Source organism: Streptomyces sp. NBC_01304, assembly GCF_035975855.1.
Lineage (GTDB): Bacteria > Actinomycetota > Actinomycetes > Streptomycetales > Streptomycetaceae > Streptomyces.
Map to the genome: position 1 here is coordinate 2,200,984 of NZ_CP109055.1, position 17,505 is coordinate 2,218,488.

At 71.9% G+C, this 17,505-nt stretch carries 14 protein-coding genes; 5 read left to right on the forward strand and 9 right to left on the reverse strand.

Annotated features, from left to right (window positions below; genetic code table 11):
* The first annotated feature begins 6 nt into the window (after positions 1-6).
* Complete coding sequence (locus tag OG430_RS09600) at positions 7-942, forward strand: DUF3048 domain-containing protein (RefSeq protein ID WP_327352011.1); 936 nt, start codon at positions 7-9, stop codon at positions 940-942.
* Between the two features lie 24 nt (positions 943-966).
* Here OG430_RS09600 and OG430_RS09605 read toward each other — a convergent pair whose 3' ends face one another.
* The 7 genes from OG430_RS09605 to OG430_RS09635 all read right to left on the reverse strand — a co-directional run bounded on the left by OG430_RS09605 (position 967) and on the right by OG430_RS09635 (position 11,091).
* Positions 967-1,974 (reverse strand): LacI family DNA-binding transcriptional regulator, encoded by a 1,008-nt coding sequence (locus OG430_RS09605; protein WP_327352012.1) that lies wholly within the window; start codon positions 1,972-1,974, stop codon positions 967-969.
* A 125-nt stretch (positions 1,975-2,099) separates the two neighbouring features.
* Positions 2,100-2,954 (reverse strand): ROK family protein, encoded by an 855-nt coding sequence (locus tag OG430_RS09610; protein WP_327359023.1) that lies wholly within the window; start codon positions 2,952-2,954, stop codon positions 2,100-2,102.
* A 50-nt stretch (positions 2,955-3,004) separates the two neighbouring features.
* Positions 3,005-4,705 (reverse strand): class I mannose-6-phosphate isomerase, encoded by a 1,701-nt coding sequence (locus tag OG430_RS09615; RefSeq protein ID WP_327352013.1) that lies wholly within the window; start codon positions 4,703-4,705, stop codon positions 3,005-3,007.
* Between the two features lie 99 nt (positions 4,706-4,804).
* Complete coding sequence (locus tag OG430_RS09620) at positions 4,805-7,996, reverse strand: alpha-mannosidase (RefSeq protein ID WP_327352014.1); 3,192 nt, start codon at positions 7,994-7,996, stop codon at positions 4,805-4,807.
* Positions 7,997-8,013: 17 nt separating this feature from the next.
* Positions 8,014-8,829 (reverse strand): carbohydrate ABC transporter permease, encoded by an 816-nt coding sequence (locus tag OG430_RS09625; RefSeq protein ID WP_327352015.1) that lies wholly within the window; start codon positions 8,827-8,829, stop codon positions 8,014-8,016.
* Between the two features lie 13 nt (positions 8,830-8,842).
* Complete coding sequence (locus OG430_RS09630) at positions 8,843-9,811, reverse strand: carbohydrate ABC transporter permease (RefSeq protein ID WP_327352016.1); 969 nt, start codon at positions 9,809-9,811, stop codon at positions 8,843-8,845.
* Complete coding sequence (locus OG430_RS09635; protein WP_327352017.1) at positions 9,808-11,091, reverse strand: ABC transporter substrate-binding protein; 1,284 nt, start codon at positions 11,089-11,091, stop codon at positions 9,808-9,810. The genes OG430_RS09630 and OG430_RS09635 overlap by 4 nt, the downstream gene beginning before the upstream one ends.
* Before the next feature lie 276 nt (positions 11,092-11,367).
* Between OG430_RS09635 and OG430_RS09640 the strand changes: the two genes are divergently transcribed.
* Positions 11,368-12,879, forward strand: coding sequence for a right-handed parallel beta-helix repeat-containing protein (locus OG430_RS09640; protein WP_327352018.1), 1,512 nt, complete (start codon positions 11,368-11,370; stop codon positions 12,877-12,879).
* Here the strand turns inward: OG430_RS09640 and OG430_RS09645 are convergent.
* Positions 12,870-13,259, reverse strand: coding sequence for a hypothetical protein (locus OG430_RS09645; protein WP_327352019.1), 390 nt, complete (start codon positions 13,257-13,259; stop codon positions 12,870-12,872). The genes OG430_RS09640 and OG430_RS09645 overlap by 10 nt on opposite strands.
* A gap of 286 nt (positions 13,260-13,545) precedes the next feature.
* A complete protein-coding gene (locus OG430_RS09650) occupies positions 13,546-14,145 on the reverse strand; it encodes a TetR/AcrR family transcriptional regulator (RefSeq protein WP_327352020.1) in 600 nt (199 codons plus the stop codon).
* A 111-nt stretch (positions 14,146-14,256) separates the two neighbouring features.
* Between OG430_RS09650 and OG430_RS09655 the strand changes: the two genes are divergently transcribed.
* The 3 genes from OG430_RS09655 (at position 14,257) to OG430_RS09665 (ending at position 17,495) form a co-directional block, all read left to right on the forward strand.
* Complete coding sequence (locus OG430_RS09655; RefSeq protein WP_327352021.1) at positions 14,257-15,222, forward strand: oxygenase MpaB family protein; 966 nt, start codon at positions 14,257-14,259, stop codon at positions 15,220-15,222.
* 194 nt (positions 15,223-15,416) lie between these two features.
* Complete coding sequence (locus OG430_RS09660; protein WP_327352022.1) at positions 15,417-16,565, forward strand: DUF3048 domain-containing protein; 1,149 nt, start codon at positions 15,417-15,419, stop codon at positions 16,563-16,565.
* A gap of 132 nt (positions 16,566-16,697) precedes the next feature.
* A complete protein-coding gene (locus OG430_RS09665; RefSeq protein WP_327359024.1) occupies positions 16,698-17,495 on the forward strand; it encodes an N-formylglutamate amidohydrolase in 798 nt (265 codons plus the stop codon).
* The last annotated feature ends 10 nt before the right edge of the window (positions 17,496-17,505 follow it).

Below are 17,505 nucleotides of genomic sequence, written 5' to 3' on the forward strand. Positions count from 1 at the left end.
TTCCCCATGAGGCGTCGAACGTTTCTTCTGGGATCGGCCGGCGCGGCGGCCGGGAGCGCGGCCGCCGCGCTCACCGGCTGCACCATCGAGGGCAACGGCCCGGGCGGCACCGGCCCCGGCGAGGAGGACGGCAAGGGCGGGGTCACCGGCACCGTCCTGGCCGTGAAGATAGACAACGTCGGTCCGGCCCGCCCGCACACGGGTCTCGCCGAAGCCTCCGTCATTCACGTCGAGCAGGTCGAGTCGGGCCTGAGCAGGCTGCTGGCCGTGTACGCGGCGGAGGATCTGCCGCCGGTGATCGGCCCGGTCCGCAGCGCCCGCGAGACGGATCTGGCGCTGCTCGGCCAGTACGGCCGCCCGGTCCTCGCCTACTCGGGCGCGCAGGGCAAGCTCCAACCCCTCATCGCCGACGCGGAGTTGATCGCGCGCCCGCCCGAACGGTCCTCCGGTGCCTACTTCCGCTCGGCCGACCGGCCGGCCCCCCACAACCTCTATCTGCGCCCGGCCCGCCTGAAGCCCGCGATCACCGCCCGCGACCTCACCCCGGCGGGCCTGCGCTTCGGCCCGCCCCCACCGGGCGGCACCCCCACGGCAGTGCGCACGGTCCGCTTCCCCTCGGCCCGGTTCACCTTCACCTGGTCCGCGGCGAAGAAGCGCTGGCAGGTGGCGATGGACGGCGCGGCCGGCGCGCTCGCGCCCGCCACGGTCGTCGTCCAGAAGACGCGGGTCCGCGACTCGCGCTTCCACGACCGGTGGGGCAACTCCTCCCCGTACACGGAGACCGTCGGCTCGGGCACGGCCGTGGTGCTGCGTGACGGGCGGGCGTACGAGGCGAAGTGGGAGCGGCCCGACGCGCGGGCCGAGACGGTGTACACGAGCCCGGACGGCGAGCGGCTGAGCTTCGCGCGAGGGCAGCTCTGGATCGCGTACGTGAAGCGCTGAGCCCGGCGCTCGCATCGCACCTTCTCAACTCCCGTACTCCACAAGGCTGGTGGGCAACACAATCCGCTGGGCCGCCCCCCGCTTGTCGGCGAGCCTGCCGACCAGGAGGCGGCCCGCCGCCCGCCCGAGTTCGTCGCTGTCGTACGCCACCAACGTCAGCGGCAGCCCCAGCGCGTCCGCCAGCTCGAAGTCGTCGAACCCGGCGAGCGCGATGTCCTCGGCGTGCGAGCGTACGGCGCGGAACGCCCCGATGGTGTTGCGGTTGTTGGAGCAGAACAGGGCGCTCGGCGGGTCCGCGGACGCGAGCAGCCCGGCCGCCGCGCGGGTCGCCTCGTCGGGTTCGGTCTGACCCTGCCGGACCAGGCGCGCGTCGACCGTCAGGCCTGCCGACTCCAGGGCGGCGGCGTAACCCCGCAGCCGTTCCGTGCCCGTGTAGACGGTGGGCGGCGACCCGAGGAAGCCGATCCGGCGGTGTCCCCGCTCGATGAGCCGGGCCGTGGCAGCCCGCGCTCCGCCGAAGTCGTCGACCAGGACGCAGTCGGCGTCGAAGCCGACGGGCGGGCGGCTGGCGAGGACGACGGGGACGCCCTCCCCGGCGGCCGTGGCGAGATGGCGCTGCTCGGCGCCGGCGGGCACGGCGATGATGCCGTCGACCCTGCGGGAGACCAGGTCCTCCACCAACTCCCGTTCGCCGTCCGGGTCCTGGCCGGTGTTGCCGATGACGGTCTTGAGGCCGTGGGCGCCGGTCACCGCGTCCACGCCGAGGGCGAGACGCGAGTAGAAGGGGTTGGCGAGGTGGGTGACGACGAGGCCCACGAGGCCGGTGCCTCGGCCCAGGCGCAGGCCTCTGGCGAGGGCGTTGGGGCGGTAGCCGAGTTCCGCTGCGGCTGCGCGGACGCGGTCCCTTGTGGCGGGGAGTACGCGGGGGTCGTCGCGCAGTACGCGTGAGGCGGTCATCGCGCTGACCGCTGCGCGTTCGGCGACGTCCCTCAGGGTTGGGGGCCCGCCCCTGGGGGTGCTTGGGTCGGGCATGGCGTTCTCGTCCTTCCGCTCGGTGTGGTCTCGGTCCAGATTCTCCCCGCCCCGCCCCTTCCCGTAAGTCCGCGACGCCTTCCGCCCTTCGGGCGGTGTCCTCAAACGCCGGACGGGCTGATTGATCAGCTCCGCCCCGCCGCATACGCCGCCGCGCCCACCAGCCCCGCGTCCTCCCCCAGGGCCGACCGGAGCAGCAGGACCCCGGTCGCACCCAGGCCCGTGCGCAGGGCGGGGCCCACCAGGTCCCAGGAGGCGGACATGGCGCCGCCCACGACGAGCGCCGAGGCGCCGAACTCCCGCAAGCGTGGCGCCAGTACACCGCCCAGCGCGACGAAGGCCTCGTCCAGGACGAGGCGGGCCCGCCGCTCCCCCGCCCGCGCCCGCACCGCGAGGTCGCGTACGTCCGCGTCCGGGTCGCCGTACCGGGCGAGCAGCGCCCGCCGCGACACCGTGTCCTCCAGCGGCCGCCCGGCCACCGTCACCAGGTCGATCCGGCCGTCCGGCGGCACGCCAGGACCCTCCCGGCAGAGTTCCCCGTCCGCGAGGAAGGCGGAGCCGATCCCGGTGCCGAGGGTGATGCCCACGCACCTCCGGTGTCCGCGGGTGGCCCCGGCCCGCCACTCGCCGAGGGTGAAGGCGTGCGCGTCGTTGAGGAAGACCAGGTCGGCGGGGCGCGGCCACACCCCGTCGAGGAGGACGGCTCGCACATCGACGCCGTACAGGTCGTCGAACTTGCCGACCCCGGCGAACAGGGCCACGCCCTTCTCGTAGTCGAAGGGCCCGGGCACGGCGACGCCCCAAACCGCTCCGTCCGGTGCCTCAAGGCCCGCGGCGCACCGCACCACGGCGCCCAGCACCTCGGGCGCCCGGTCCCTGGGCCCGAGCGGGAGCCGGGTGCGCGCGCTCACCTCGGCTCCGGGGAAGGCGACTTGGGCCGCGCCGACGTGGGTGCCGCCGATCTCCAGGGCCGGGGTCAAGGCCGTGCGGGCGCGCCCGTCGCCCGGCAGCGTCTGGGCCGCGTCGTCCGTCAGCAACGTACGAGCGCCTTCACGACCAAGACCCGGGCGTCGCCCAGGGCCCGCAGCCGGTAGCCGCCCACGGCCGCGGGCACGGTCAGCGTCTCGGCGTACGACAGCGCATGGACGTCTCCCGCAGCGGTCACCAGCTCCACCCCCTCGCCCTCCACCACGTTGAGCACGTGGAAGCGCCCGGCCGTGTCGTCGGCGGCGGTCGCGGCCGGGTCCAGGGCGTAGCGGCGGACCTCGTAGAACATCTCGTCCAGGGCGCCGATGAGCTCTTCGCGCCAGCCGTCGCCGGTGCGCAGGGTGCGGGGTTCCTGCACCAGGTCGCGGGCGACCGCGTCGCCGCGCCGGTCCGTCTCCAGGTTCGCCAGGCCGTGTTCGTACGGGAGTTGGCGGGGGCGGCCGTCGGCGTCGGGGCGCAGCCAGTCGTAGAAGCGGAGGCTGTAGAGGTAGGGGGTGGCGCTGATCTCCAGGACCAGGTTCCCGGCGCCGCTCGCGTGCGGGGTGCCCGCGGGGATGAGGAAGAGGCGGCCCTGTTCGGCGGGGAAGGTCTGGACGTGGTCGGCCGGGTCCATCGGGACTCCGTCCTGGGCGGCCTCCTCGATCTGTTTGCGGAACAGGGCGAGGTCGGTGTCCTCGCGCAGGCCCAGGAAGACGCGCGTGTCGGGGCTCCCGTGCGTCAGGTAGTACGTCTCGTGCTGGGTGTAGTCCCAGCCGAACTGTGCGCGCATGTACGGCTCTTTGGGGTGGCAGTGGACGGAGAGATTGCCGCCGTCGACCGTGTCGAGGTAGTCGAAGCGGATCGGGAAGGACGTGCCGAATCGGGTGTGGACGTCCGGGCCGAGTACCCCCTCGGGCTGAAGTACACACAGGAGCTGGAAGGGCACCTCGGCCTGCGCGTCGGGGCCGTGTCCGATGAGTACGCCGGACTCGGGGGCGATGAGTTCGTAGCCGAGGGCCGTGTTGCGGGCGCCGGGGTTGAAGCCGAGGTCACGCTGGGCCCAATGACCGCCCCAGGGCGTGGAGTTGAAGTAGGGACGGGTGCGTACGGGTTGCCGGGCGAGGGCGGCGAGGGTGCGGCGCAGTCCGTCGCCGTCCAGGCAGGCGGGCCGGTCGGCGTCCTGCAGGTCGAGCCAGGCGTCGAGGCGGGGGGCGAGGCGGTCGCGGTGGCGGTCGAGCATGGGCCAGTCGACGTAGAAAAGGCGCCGCAGGGAGGGCGGTTCGTCCGGCAGTCCGAGATTGCGGCCCGTTGCGGCCGCGACGGCGGTTTCGGCGTGGCGCTTGGGCAGGTCGGCGTACCAGAGCAGGTCGTACGGGACGAGCGAGGCGCCCGGACCGTAGACGATCAGCAGCCCGTCAGGCCCGTAGTGCCTCGGCGTGGGCGGGAGTTCGCCGAAGAGGTCGCGCAGGTGGTTCTCGGCGAGCTTGCAGTAGTAGGGGTCGGTGGTGTCCTCGGGGCGTTCGGTGCGGCGGCGGACGACTTCGGGCGGCGCGTAGTGGGCGCGGATGTCGAGGGTGCGCACGCGGGTGCCGCGGCGGTCGAGTTCGTCGGTGAGGCGGGCGGAGAGAGTGTCCCAGTCTGCGGTGGGCGGGCCCTCGATCGCGAGGGTCGCCGGGCCCGTGGGGAGGGTGCCGGCGAGGGCGGGCCAGCCGGTGGTGAGCGTGCTCCCCGGAGCCGGGGGGTAGCGGGGGTCGAGCCGGTACACGCGGTCTCCTTCGTGCGAGCTTGCCGGTGTTCGGGGCCGGTCCGGTCCTGGCCGATGCGCGACGCTGCGGTGCGCCACCGGCCTGGACGGGCCCGGTCCTCAGGGACGTACGAGAAGAACCGCCGCGGTGCCGAGCGCGGGCACGTCGACCGCGAACTCCCCTTCTGTGACGCGTAGTTCGGGACCGGCCTCGCCCAGCCAGTCCGCCGTGTGCGCCGCCGCCACCGGGAAGTGGAGCCGGACCGGGCAGGCGACCGGCTCCTCGGCGAAGGACTGCAGCCGCAGCAGGATCTCGCCGGGGCCGGGCGTGGCGGCCCCGGCGAGGCGGACGCGCGGATCGCCGAGTTCGGCGAAGGCGAGCGCGGCGGGCGGCGGCCCTGCGTCGGCGGCGCCCCTGGCCCGCACGGGGTGCAGCGGGCGGCTGTGGGCGGCGGCGGTGCGCGGGCCGAGTCCTTCGGTGGTCGGGGCGCAGGCGAGGCTGTAGCGGAAGGTGACCTCGAAGGCCTGTCCGCTGGGGAAGTTGGTGTCCCAGAGGTTGTTGTGGATCCAGGAGTAGATGGTGGCGGGTTCGTCGTGGCCCATCGTCTTCGGGAACGGCGCGTACGGCAGCGCGATGTTGCCGAACTGCACGAGCGGCGCGTCCTGCGTCGCCCACGCCACCGCGAAGCCGTCCTCGGCGAGCGTCACCCAGCGGCGGATCGCCCGCATGTGCAGCGCGGACCCGGGCACGACGGGCAGCCCGGTACCGGTCACGCCGCCCGAGGCCTCCATGCGGACCTCCGGGTCGTCGAAGGCGAAGGGGAACGCGAAGTAGGCGCTCTCCTTGCCGAGGGTGGCGTCCTTGTCGAGGCGGTTCTCGATGTCGAGGCGTCCCACGCCGTGCGCCAGGGTGAGGGTGGTGCGCAGCCGGTTGGCGCCGGCCGGGTGGGTCTCGTAGGTGAGGGATTCGGCGAGGGCGGTGGAGGTGCGGGCGATCAGGGCGGCGGGCGGGGCGACGGTGCGGCGGCCGAGGTGTTCCAGGCGGTCGGACGCCGTCGTACGGCTGGAGTTGTGGTTGAAGGCACCGGCCGTCGTGTAGCTGTCGTGGACGTAGGCGTTGAAGCCGGTGATGGCGCCCTGCCGGACCAGCTCGCGGCCGGTCGACTTGTCGATGACCGAGGCGATGCAGGCGCGGGCGAGGTCGACCCGTACGGCCAGGTATTCGTTCTCAAGCAGCGTCGGGTCGGGCAGCGCGTGTGCGGCGGCCGAGGTCTCGGCCGGGTCCTCCCGCTCGGTGCCGCCGGTGGGGTTCCACCCGGTCGACTCCGGCACCTCCGCCGCCTGCACCACCGCGGACGCCGGTGCCGCTTCCCCCTGGTGAGCGCCGGCGTCCGCGGTGATGTCGAGGCGCACCGACCCGAGGGGCGGCACGCCGTCCACGCGCACGAGGAGGAACCGCCCGGCGTCCCGGTGGTCGTCGTTGACCTGCGGCTCCTCCTCGTGCGCGAGCGGGCTCCCGGTGCGCGCATCGGTGATCGTCACGGTCTGTTCCAGCGGCACGGTGGCCTCCGGAAGGAAGATCCGTGCGACGTCGGTGCGCGGCCAGGAGCAGGTATTGACCACGTGGTACGTCGCCACAGCGTCCTGCGCGACGGCCAGTCGCTGCCCGAGCCGGGCCGAGGCCCGCCCGAGCAGCGACCGGCTGTCGTCGTGAGCGCGCAGGGCCTGGCCGTACTTCCAGTGCCACTGGTGCTCGCCGCTGTGGCCTCCCTCGTCGCCGTGCGTCCAGGGGTCCCCGGCGCCCCAGGTGTGCTCGTCGAAGAGGGAGACCGCTTCATGGACCCCCGACGCGTCGCGGCTGTCTTCCTCGGCCCCCGTGGCGCCGAGGAGACCCGCGAACGCGCCGAGGGTCTGGGCATCGGCGACGACGGACTGCGCGGTGCGCGCGAGGGAGAGCGGCATGGCCCCCGAGCCCACGCCGTCCACCCACCAGTCGGTCCAGTCGCCGTCGAAGGTCTGTATCTGCTCGCCGAGGCGGGCCTCGGCATCGGTGAAGAAGTCCTCGTTGCGGGACAGCCGCAGCTGCGGGTACGCCCAGGTCTCGTTCCAGCGCCGGACGGTGTCGGCGATGATGCGGCGCGGCGGCGCGTTGTCCCCGAACTTGCCCTGCACGCGCAGGTGCAGGACGTCCCAGGGGTAGGGCTCGCGCTTGACCTCGTGGTCGCCCATGGCCCAGCCGAAGATGCCGCCGCGGTACGGGTAGGGGTGGGTGGCCAGCGCGGTCAGGTAGGCGGGGAGCAGGTCGTCGACGTCGGCGTACTTGGTGTCGAAGCCGAGGAGGGGGCCCTCCATGTAGGCGAGGCCGTGCGGGGTGTCGGTGACCCAGACCAGGACGCTGTTGCCGCTGGGGGCCCGCCAGCGGAAGAGCCGGGGCAGCTTCTCGCCGCCGACGAGGTGGGGCACGGAGCGGCCGGCCCAATTATGGGCGACGGACAGGTACTTGACCCCGTTCGCGGCGAGCGCGTCGACGAGGCCGACGACCGCGCCCGGCACGTCGGTCTGCATGGCGGAGGTGAAGTCGACGCCGTGTTCGTCGCGTACGTCGCGGGCCAGGCGGAGCAGTTCGTGCAGCTCGTCGGTGGAGCAGGTCTCGGTGTGCAGGTTGAACGGCAGCGCCGTCAGCTCGATGCGGCCCTCGCGCACCCGGCGTACGAACTCGGCGACCTGCTCGGCGGGCCGGGCGTCGGCCCACTGCCGGAAGGACCACAACGACTCGACGCACCACCGGAATTGGGACTCGGGCGGCCAGTCGTCGGTGGCCCGGGTGAGCTCCAGGCAGGAGTCGAGGAAGGACAGGTGCTCGGCGAGGACGCGGCCCTGGGGGTCGGTGTAGCCGATGTCGAGGTGCGAGTGGTGGATGAGGTGGAGCGTCCACTCGCGTTGCGGGTTCAGCGGTACGTCGATGGCGTCAGGCCCGTCAGGGAGGGCGAGGGTGACCCGGGTGGGGGCGGTCACGGCGGGGACGAGCAGGCGGATCGAGGCGCCCGGACCCGGTATGCGCTCGACGGTGAGGGCTTCGCCCGCGTCGGTGCGTACGACCAACTCCTCGGGAATCACCGACCCGTTGACGGCCTCGACCCGCACCGACTGGAGCAGCCCGCCGCCGTCCGCGCGGCGCAGCAGCGGCTCCTCGGTGATCCGCAGGGCGCTGCCGCCGAGGCTGCCCTCCGCGCTCACCACGGAGGAGCGCAGCCCGGCGCGGATGCGGTCGTTGTCCCAGTCGGTGGTGCGGACGAGGGCCCGAGTGGTCATGCAGGCTCCAAAGGGGGTCAGCGGGCGGCGGATGCGGTGACGCCGCGCAGGAACAGGCCGCGGAACACCAGGAAGACGAGGAGGGTCGGCGCGGACACGATGAGCGCGCCGGCCAGGATGACCGGCGGTCCGGTCGAGGAGTAGGCGTTGTTGAGGGTGGTCAGGGCCGCCATGACGGGCTGGACCTCGGGGCTGCGGCTGAGGGTGATGCCGAGCAGCAGGTCGTTCCAGACGGCGGTGAACTGGAAGATGAAGGCCGCGCCGAGGCCCGCCTTCATCAGGGGGACGTGGATGCGCCAGAAGATCCGCGCGAAGGAGGCGCCGTCGATGAGGGCGGCCTCCGTCAACTCCGGTGGCATCGTGGTCATCTGATTGCGGATCAGGAAGAAGGCGAAGGGCACGGCCCAGGCGGCGTACACGAGCATCAGGCCGAGGCGGGTGTCGTACAGGTTGGCGTCGGCGTACATCCCGAAGAGCGGGGCGAGGAAGATCTGCAGCGGGAACAGGGTGCCGGAGTAGATCACCCAGAACCACAGCGCGGGCCTCGGGATCGGCAGGATGACGACGGCGAACGCCGCCATCGCCGCCACCAGGACGGCCGCGAGCCCGCACACCACGGCGTACAGGAGCGAGGCCTGGAAGCTGTCGCCGATGCCGGCGACGTCCCAGGCGGTCTTGAGGTTGTTCCAGAGGTCGAAGCCCTGGACAGTCCAGTCGGGCTTGCCGGTGTACTCGGTCTGCGGGGTCAGCGCGTTGACGACCAGGAGGTACATCGGCACCAGCCACAGCAGCACACACCCGGCGACGAACAGATTGCGCATCCAGCGCCCCATTTGCGTCCCCTCCTCAGCTCTTCAGCGCGGACTGCTCGGGCATCTGGCGGCGCAGATACAGCCAGGACGAGCCGACGACGATGACCGACAGGACCAGTGCGATGGCCGAGCCGTAGCCGACGTGGAAGAGCCGGAACGTCTCCCGGTACATGGACAGCGCGAGGGTCTCCGAGGAGCGGGACGGGCCGCCCTTGGTGAGGATCCAGATCATGTCGAAGGCTTTGAGGCTGTTCACGACGGCCATCCCGACCACGACCACGGTGACGGCCTTCAGCTGCGGCAGGGTGACGTACCGGAACATCCGCCAGCCGCGCGCACCGTCCAACTGGGCTGCCTCGATGGTGTCTTGGGGGATCGCACGCAGCCCGATGGCGAAGAGCACCACATTGAGGCCGGTGGCCTGCCAGGTGCTCGCCACGATCATGGCGAGGGTGTTGTGCGGCCACTCCAGGAGCCAGGTCTGCGCCCAGGAGTCCAGGCCGATGCCGCGCAGGACCTGGTTGACCGCGCCGTCCGAGGTGAGCATGAAGTTCCACAGGACCGCGGTCGCCGCCGCGGAGATCGCGTACGGCAGGATGATCGCCAGCTGGGCCAGTCCGCCGAACCGCATCCGGTGCGTGGCCACCGCGATCACAAGACCGGCGAGCACCGGCAGGAGCAGCGTCCCGGCCACCCACATCAGGGTGTTGACCACCGACCGACCGAAGATCGGGTCGTCGGCGAGCCGGGAGTAGTTGTCGAGCCCCGTGAACGAGCTGGTGAAGCCGTTGTCCTCGAAGAAGCTGCCGTAGACGCTGCGGAAGAACGGATACACGAGCAGCACGCCGACCAGCGCGAACGCGGGCAGCGCCCACGGAATCGCGGCCATCGGACCGCCGAGCCGGGCGCTGCGGCCGACACCCTGATGGGGCGTGCGGACCGGCACCCGGCGGCGCATCCGCACGGGTGTCGTGGTCTGCGCGGGAGTCGCGATCTCGGTCATGTCTGCTCCGCCTCCCGCCACACCTGCCAGGCATCGTCCGCGCGCTCCTGCATGGTCCGAAGGACCTTCTTGTACGAGGACGGGTCGAGCAGAAAGCCCGCGAGGTCGTCGACGGTCGCCTCGACGAGTTCGGGCGGGCCCTGCTCCCAGAAGCGGTTGAGCAGCCACAGCTTGTCGCCGCGGACCTTCTTCGCCAGGCCGTCGATCATGGGGTTGGCGGCCGGGACCTTCGGGTTGGGGCAGCCGTCCTGGAGGGTGTGCGAGAAGGCCTTCATCACGGCCGGGTGCAGCCAGTTGGAGGCCGCCTTCAGGGCCTCCACCCGGTCGGGGCCCTTGACGGTGGAGACGAAGGCACTGGACTCGAAGATCACGCAGGGGCGGGTGCCCGGCTCGGCCATGGGCAGCACGAACGCGTCGAGGTTCTTGCCCGGTTTGCCGCCCGCGCCGACCAGCGTCGAGCCGAGCCAGGTGCCGCAGGGCACCATGCCGACCTTGCCGTGCACCACGGCCGCGGCGGCGTCGACGTGGTTCATGTCCATCGCCGTGAACCAGTCCTTGTCGAAGAAGTCGACGAGGGTACGCAGGGCTCGCTCGGCGCGCGGGTCGGTGTAGCTCTCGCGGCCGTTCATCAAGTCCTCGTAGAACTGCGGGTCCTGGCGGCTGAGGATCTCCTGGAACCAGATGAAGGAGGGCCAGCGCCCGTCCGCGGTGCCGTGCAGCGGGGTGATGCCGTCGGCCTTCAGGCGCGCGCAGGCGGTGAGGAAGTCGTCCCAGGTGCGCGGGGCTTGGAGGTCATGGGCCTTGAAGAGCTCGGGGTTGTAGAAGAACACCCAGTACGCGAGGTTCATCGGCAGCGCGTAGACCCGGCCCCGGTAGGTGAAGGCGTCCCGCAGCGAGCGGTCGACCCAGCCCTTGCCGGCCGCCGCGTCCCACTGCTTCGTCAGGTCGACGATGCCGCCGGTGCGGGCCAGGTCCTGGAGCCGGTAGCCGGACCAGTACTTGAGCATGTCCGGGGTCTTGTGGGTGCGCAGGGACGACTTGACGACCTGCTCGAAGGAGTCGAGCGACGGGTTGACCTCGGGCACCAGCTCCAGGCCCGACACCTGCTTCATGGCCTTGCCTGCGGCCGCCATCGGCGCGGCCCAGGTGGCGTTGTCGCCCAGGACGGCGACCTTCCCCGGGGGCTGCCCGGACGCGGTGCCGCACGCCGAGGTGAGTACGCCCGCGGCGGCCGCGGCCAGCACGGTGCGCCTCGGTAACGGGCGGCGACTACCTGACATGGGCAGCTCCCACAGGTGTGTCCGGCGGCCGGTGTTAGCGTTAACACGGGCGTGTTGGAGCTTCTCCGTGGCGGGCTCAGCTGTCAATGGGTTACGCAAAGGCCATGCATTGCGCATAGGTCACGCCTGTGCGGTGCAGGCGGTACGCGCAGTACCCATGCGTCCAATACCAAGTCATGTTTGTCCATGGGCCGTTGAGGCCCCGACTGGCTAGCGTTCCGATCACTTCTCTGCCGCTCTCCCCCCACTCTCCCCCCTCGATCGGAGCGCCCGCCCATGCCCCTGCGCCGAACCACCGTCCTGGCCGTGGCACTTGCCGCGGCCGCCGCGGGTCTGCTGCCCGCCGCCGCATCGGCGCACGGCGCCGCCGGCACGAGCTTCTACGTCGACTGCCGGGGCGGCAACGACACCTCCTCCGGCACATCGTCGGGCGCCGCCTGGAAGTCCCTCGCCAAGGCGAGCGCCCACACCTACGGCCCCGGCGACCGGCTGCTGCTGCGCCGCGGCACGAGCTGCACCGGCGTACTCGCCCCCAAGGGGGCGGGCGCGGCCGGCGCCCCCGTCCGCATCGACGCCTACGGCCGGGGCGCCAAGCCCCACTTGGAGGGCGCGGGCGCACGGGCCACCGTCCACCTGGCCGACACCGAACAGTGGGAGATCCGCAATCTGGACCTCTCCAACACCGGCGCCCCGACCACCACGGACCGCCGCGCGGGCCTCCTTGTCCAGCTCACGGACCACGGCGTCGCCGAGCACTTCGTGGTGGCCGGGGTGGACGTGCACGACGTGAACGGCGCCGACTTCAAGGACCCCGACCCCTCCGGCGGCATCCTCTTCTCGGTCCTCGGCTCTTCGACGCCGTCCCGCTTCGACGGCGTACGCGTCGAGAACTCGACGGTCCGGCACGTGGACCGCACGGGCATCGGCACGTCCTCGACCTGGGGCCGCAGGCCCGAACACCCCGAGGGGCCCGGCACCAGCTGGGAGGCGATCACCGGTCTGGTCGTCAAGGGCAACAAGGTGTACGACGTGGGCGGCGACGGCATCGTCGTCCAGACCGCGAAGAAGGCCCTGGTCGAGCACAACTACGTCGACGGCTTCAACGAGCGCTCGGCCGGCTACAACGCCGGTATCTGGGCCTGGAATTCGGACGACGTGCTCTACCAGTACAACGAGGTCACCGGCGGCCACGGCACCCGCGACTCGATGGCCTTCGACTTCGACGGCGGCAACAACCGCAACGTCTACCGCTACAACTACAGCCACGACAACGAGGGCGGCTTCCTCCTCGTCTGCAACGGCGCGGGCATGAAGACGGACGCCAACCGCTTCCACGACAACATCAGCGTGAACGACCGCAACACGATGGATCCGTACGGCGTGATCTCGGTCGTCTGCAACCCGACGACGGACACGCGGATCTACCGCAACACCATCGTCACCGACCGCGCCGACACCCCTCTGGTGTCCAACAACGGCCAGTCCGGCACGTCGTTCCGCGACAACATCTTCGTCGGTGCGGCGACCGGGGGCGGCTCCCCCATCAAGGACACGCTCGGTTCGTACGCGAACAACCTGTACTGGAACACCGACCAGCCGCGCGACACCTCGGGGGTGCGAGCCGATCCCCTCCTGCTCTCCGCGCATCCGACGAAGCCCGACGATGTGCGGCTGCGGTCCGGCTCGCCCGCGCGCGGCGCCGGCTCGGTGACGGGCGACACGGGCGCGTACGACTACTTCGGCAACCGCATCCCGAACCCGCCCGGCATCGGGGCCGATCAGGGCTGATGCGACGACGGGGCCGGCCGCTCCTGCGTGCCGGACACGGCGGGCCCCGTGAAGGCCATCGCGCCGACGGCCAGTACGCAGATGCCGAGGGGCGCCACGGTACGGACCACCTTGCGCCTTCGCCCGCCGCGATGGCGGCCGCGCACCGCCGCCGCGGCGCCCTTCGCGGTGTCCCCTGCGCGGTGCAGGCCGTGCTGGAAGAGAGCTCCTCCGACCGTGGCCGCCAGGCTGAAGACGACCGCGCCCGCGACCGTGCCGTACAGGCCGAGGCCGGACGCGATGCCGGCTCCGCTCATGGCGCCGAGCGCCGCGCCCGCGTGTTGCGGGACGCTGCTCCTTCCCTGGCCGGTGCTGCGCTGAGGTGCATGCTTTGCTCCCATCGTGATCCTTCACACATCGGCGGTACGTCTTCCCGATGCTCGGGGCCATGGAGATAGATGGCGTGGCCAACTAGTTCGACGGGGAGTACGGGCCTCTTCATGCACGGTGATACGCCCAGGTCAGCGTCGTGGCGGCCCCGTCGAAAAATTCTCCCCGCCCCGCCCCTTCCCGTAAGGCTGCCGCCGGCTTCAACCGGACTGCCACTGATGTCCTCAAACGCCGGACGGGCTGATTTATCAGCCCGTCCGGCGTTTGAGGACTTTCGGGAAGGGGCGGGGTGGGGGATCAAACAGCCGCCAACACCAGCCGAACCCCATGCTCGACCAGCCTCTCCCGCGGCAGCTCAAAAGAACCCCGCAGCCAGCCGGCGAAGAGATTCGCGAGCCCGCCCACCAGGGCATACGCCGCCATCCTCCGCTCCGCGTCATCCGCGCCATCCGCGTCCCGCGCCAACTGCCCGTAGATCAAATCGACAAAGGGCGGCATCAGCGCATGGCTCCGCGCCCCGAGCACCGGATCCGCGAACGGCTCGAGCAGCAGCAGCCGCCCCTTGTGCGGCGAGTCGAGGACCAGCCCGACGAAGGCCTCGACGGCCGCGCGGGCACGGGCCTCGGGGCGCGGCCCGGAGTGGGCGACCGCGTCGGCCAGCACCCGCTGCGCCTCGCTCGCGACCGCCTCGAAGGCGGCAAGCAGCAGGGCGTCGCGCCCGGCGAAGCTCTCGTAGAAGTACCGGTCCGTCAACTGCGCCCGGCGGCACACGGACCGCACCGTGACAGCGGCACTGCCCTCCTCTCCGGCAATGCGCTGCGCAACGGCCAGCAGGCTCGCGCGGCGCTCCGCCCGACGGTCGGCCAGGGTGCTGCCGCCCCACGTCCGCTCGCTCAACTCGGCCTCCCCGAAGGCATGTTGACGCCATCTGTCCGCACATCCTAATCTGACGACGCCCGTCCTCACATGGGCTCGGTCCGCACGCAGACTCCGCACAGGAGGCACACCGTGGCAGACGAGACATCGCGCGAAGTGACACCCCCCGACCCCGCACCCCGCGACGCGACCCCACTCGGCCCCGACTCCCTCACCTGGCGCTGGTTCGGCGACTGGCGGGGCGTGCTGCTCGCGCCCTGGGCCGGGTCCATGCAGAACATGCATCCGGAGCTCGGCGCGGGCGTCGCCGAGCACTCGCGGTTCTTCGAGGAGCGCTGGGAGCGGCTGTTCCGCTCGCTCTATCCGATCGGCGGGGTCGTGTACGACGGGCCGCGCGCCGCGCAGACCGCCCGCGAGGTCCGCGGCTACCACGACATGATCAAGGGCGTGGACGAGCGCGGCCGCCCGTACCACGCGCTCAACCCGGACACGTTCTACTGGGCGCACGCCACGTTCTTCGTCCTGACCATGCACGTGGCCGACTACTTCGGCGGCGGCCTGACGGAGGATCAGCGGCGCCGGCTCTTCGACGAGCATGTGCGCTGGTACGCGCTGTACGGCGTGAGCATGCGGCCCGTACCGGCGAACTGGGAGGCGTTCCAGGCCTACTGGGACCACATGTGCGCCGACGTACTGGAGGACAACAAGCCGGCCCGGGACGTGCTCGACCTCCGCCGCGTCGCCAAGCCCCCGAACCTGCGGCTGCTTCCGGATCCGCTGTGGGCCCTGGCCCGCGTCCCGATCGCGCGCCTCACCGTGTGGATGACGGTCGGCATGTACCCGCCCGCGGTCCGCGAGCGGCTCGGCCACCGCTGGACCGCGCGCGACGAGCGCCGGCTGCGCGCCCTCGGCCGGCTGGTCGACCGCGCCTGGCGGCTCGTCCCGCCGAGCCGCCGATTCCACCCGAGGGCCCGCGCGGGCTGGGCCCGCGAGCGGGGGTCGGCGCCCGCCCACGCGCCGGCCGTGGAGACGCCGGCCCGCAATCTACCGCCGGTGGAGCGGCGCGGGCTGCCGCAGCACTACGTACCGCGGCGGTGAACCGTACGACCATGAGCTGACATGGCGTCAGCTGCGGCGCGTGTCGAACAGATGCTGCCAGAAAGGATGAATGACTGGCGGTTGGATGGCCGCTGCGGTGATTCGGCCGGTGTGCCGTGGAGGAAGGACTGCCCTGCCACAACCACACCGGAATCCGCCCAGCGGATTCCAAGCCGGACGACGGAGGCGCTGCGATGACAGCGACGACTGCACAGGCCACCCCGGGCGAACCGACCGCAGAGGCCGACCGGGCCGAACAGAACGCGCGGGCCGCGCGAAGAATCCGCCGGGGAGCGCGGCTGATCGCCCTGGCGGCGGCAGGCTCGCTGACCCTGGGCGCGGCGGCGTACGAGTCCACGCACGACGACCCCGATCCGACGACCGCGTCCTCCTCGGCTTCCTCGGCCTCCTCGGCGGAGCTCTCGCCGGGGACGGCCGCGGGCCCCGCGGACGAGAACGCCACGGACGTGAGCGCCACGGCACCGGGGCCGCACCCCTTCACGGGCCGGCTGACCCACCGGGGCCGGGTCCTCGCCGTGAAGTTCGACAACGCCCGCGGCGCCCGCCCGCACCACGGGCTCGACCAGGCGGACCTGGTGTACGTCGAGAAGGTCGAGGGCGGCATGAGCCGTCTGATGGGCGTGTACTCCAGCAGCCGCCCGCGCTCGCTCGGTCCGGTGCGCAGTGCCCGCGAGTCGGACGTGGAGCTGCTCAAGCAGTTCGGGCGCCCCGTGCTCGCCTACTCGGGGGTGCGCAGCTCGCTCGCCAAGTTCCTGCGCAGGTCGCCGATCCACATCCGTCCGCACGGCAAGGTCCCGCGCGCGTACTTCCGGGCGAACGACCGCCAGGCGCCGCACAACCTGTTCGTCAAGCCGTGGTCCGTCCTTCGTACGGCACCCGCGGCGCCGAAGACGAGCCTGGCCAAGGACATCGGCTTCCGCTTCGGCCCGGCGCCCAGGGGCGGCAAGCGGGCCTGGATGCGGAGCGTGAACTATTCGGCGGCCCGCCACTCCTTCCGCTGGTCGCCGAAGTGGAAGAAGTGGATGGTGTCGTTCGACGGGGTGCCGGCCCGGCTCACCTCCGGCAAGCAGATGAGCGCCCGCACGATCGTCATCCAGAAGGTGCTGATGCGGCCCTCGAAGTACCGCGACGTGAACGGTGCCGTGACGCCGTACATCCACACGGTGGGCCGCGGCACGGCGACCGTGCTGCGGGACGGCAAGGCGTACGACACGGTGTGGAAGCGGCCTTCGGCGGCCGGCGGCACGACCTTCTCGCTCAAGAACGGCACGCCGATGAACTTCGCTCGGGGTCAGGTGTGGATCGTCTTCGCGGACCGCTGACCGATGACCGATGACCGATGACCGCTGAGCACTGAGCACTGAGCGCCCTCACCGACCATTGATCGTTGATCGTTGATCGGCCCTAGTGTTGGCTCCCGGACGGACCTTCTGCCCGGGAGCCTCTTCATGCCCATGGACCCTTTCACGCTGCTGCCAGGAGCCGCGCACTCCCCCGTGCTGCTGCACGTGCCGCACGGCGCGCGGGCCGTGCCGTCGGCGGTGCGCCGGGGCATCGTGCTCGAAGACGCCTCGCTTGAAGGCGAGTTGGACCACATCACCGACGCCCACACGGACTCCGTCGCGGCGCTCGCCGCGGCCGCGGCGCGGACCGCACCCTGGCAGTTCGTCAACCGGCTGTCCCGCCTGGTGGTCGACCCCGAGCGCTTCCCCGACGAGCGCGAGGAGATGCGGGCGGTCGGCATGGGCGCGGTCTACACCCGCACCACACATCGCGCGCGACTGCGCCCGCAGGGTCCGGACGGCGAGGCGCCGGACGCCGCCGCGCTGATCGAGACGTACTTCCATCCGTACGCCGAGGCCATGACGTCCGCCGTCCAGGAGCGGCTGGCCGCCGCCGGCCGTGCGGTGGTGATCGACGTCCATTCGTATCCGTCCGCGCCGCTGCCATACGAACTGCACGGCGACGGGCCACGGCCGCCCGTCTGCCTGGGTGTGGATTCCTTCCACACGCCGCCCGCGCTGCTCGCCCGCGCCGAGGCGGCGTTCGCCCGGTTCAGGGGCACGGCGGTCAACACGCCCTTCGCGGGGACGTATGTGCCGTTGAAGTTCTACGGCCGGGAGCCGGGCGTCGAGGCGCTGATGATCGAGATCCGGCGCGATGTGTACATGAGCGAGCCCGGCGGTCCGGCGGGTCCGGGCCTCGACGAACTCGCGCTCGCACTCGCGGAGTTGGTCGACTCGGTGGCGTAATCAGCCTGCG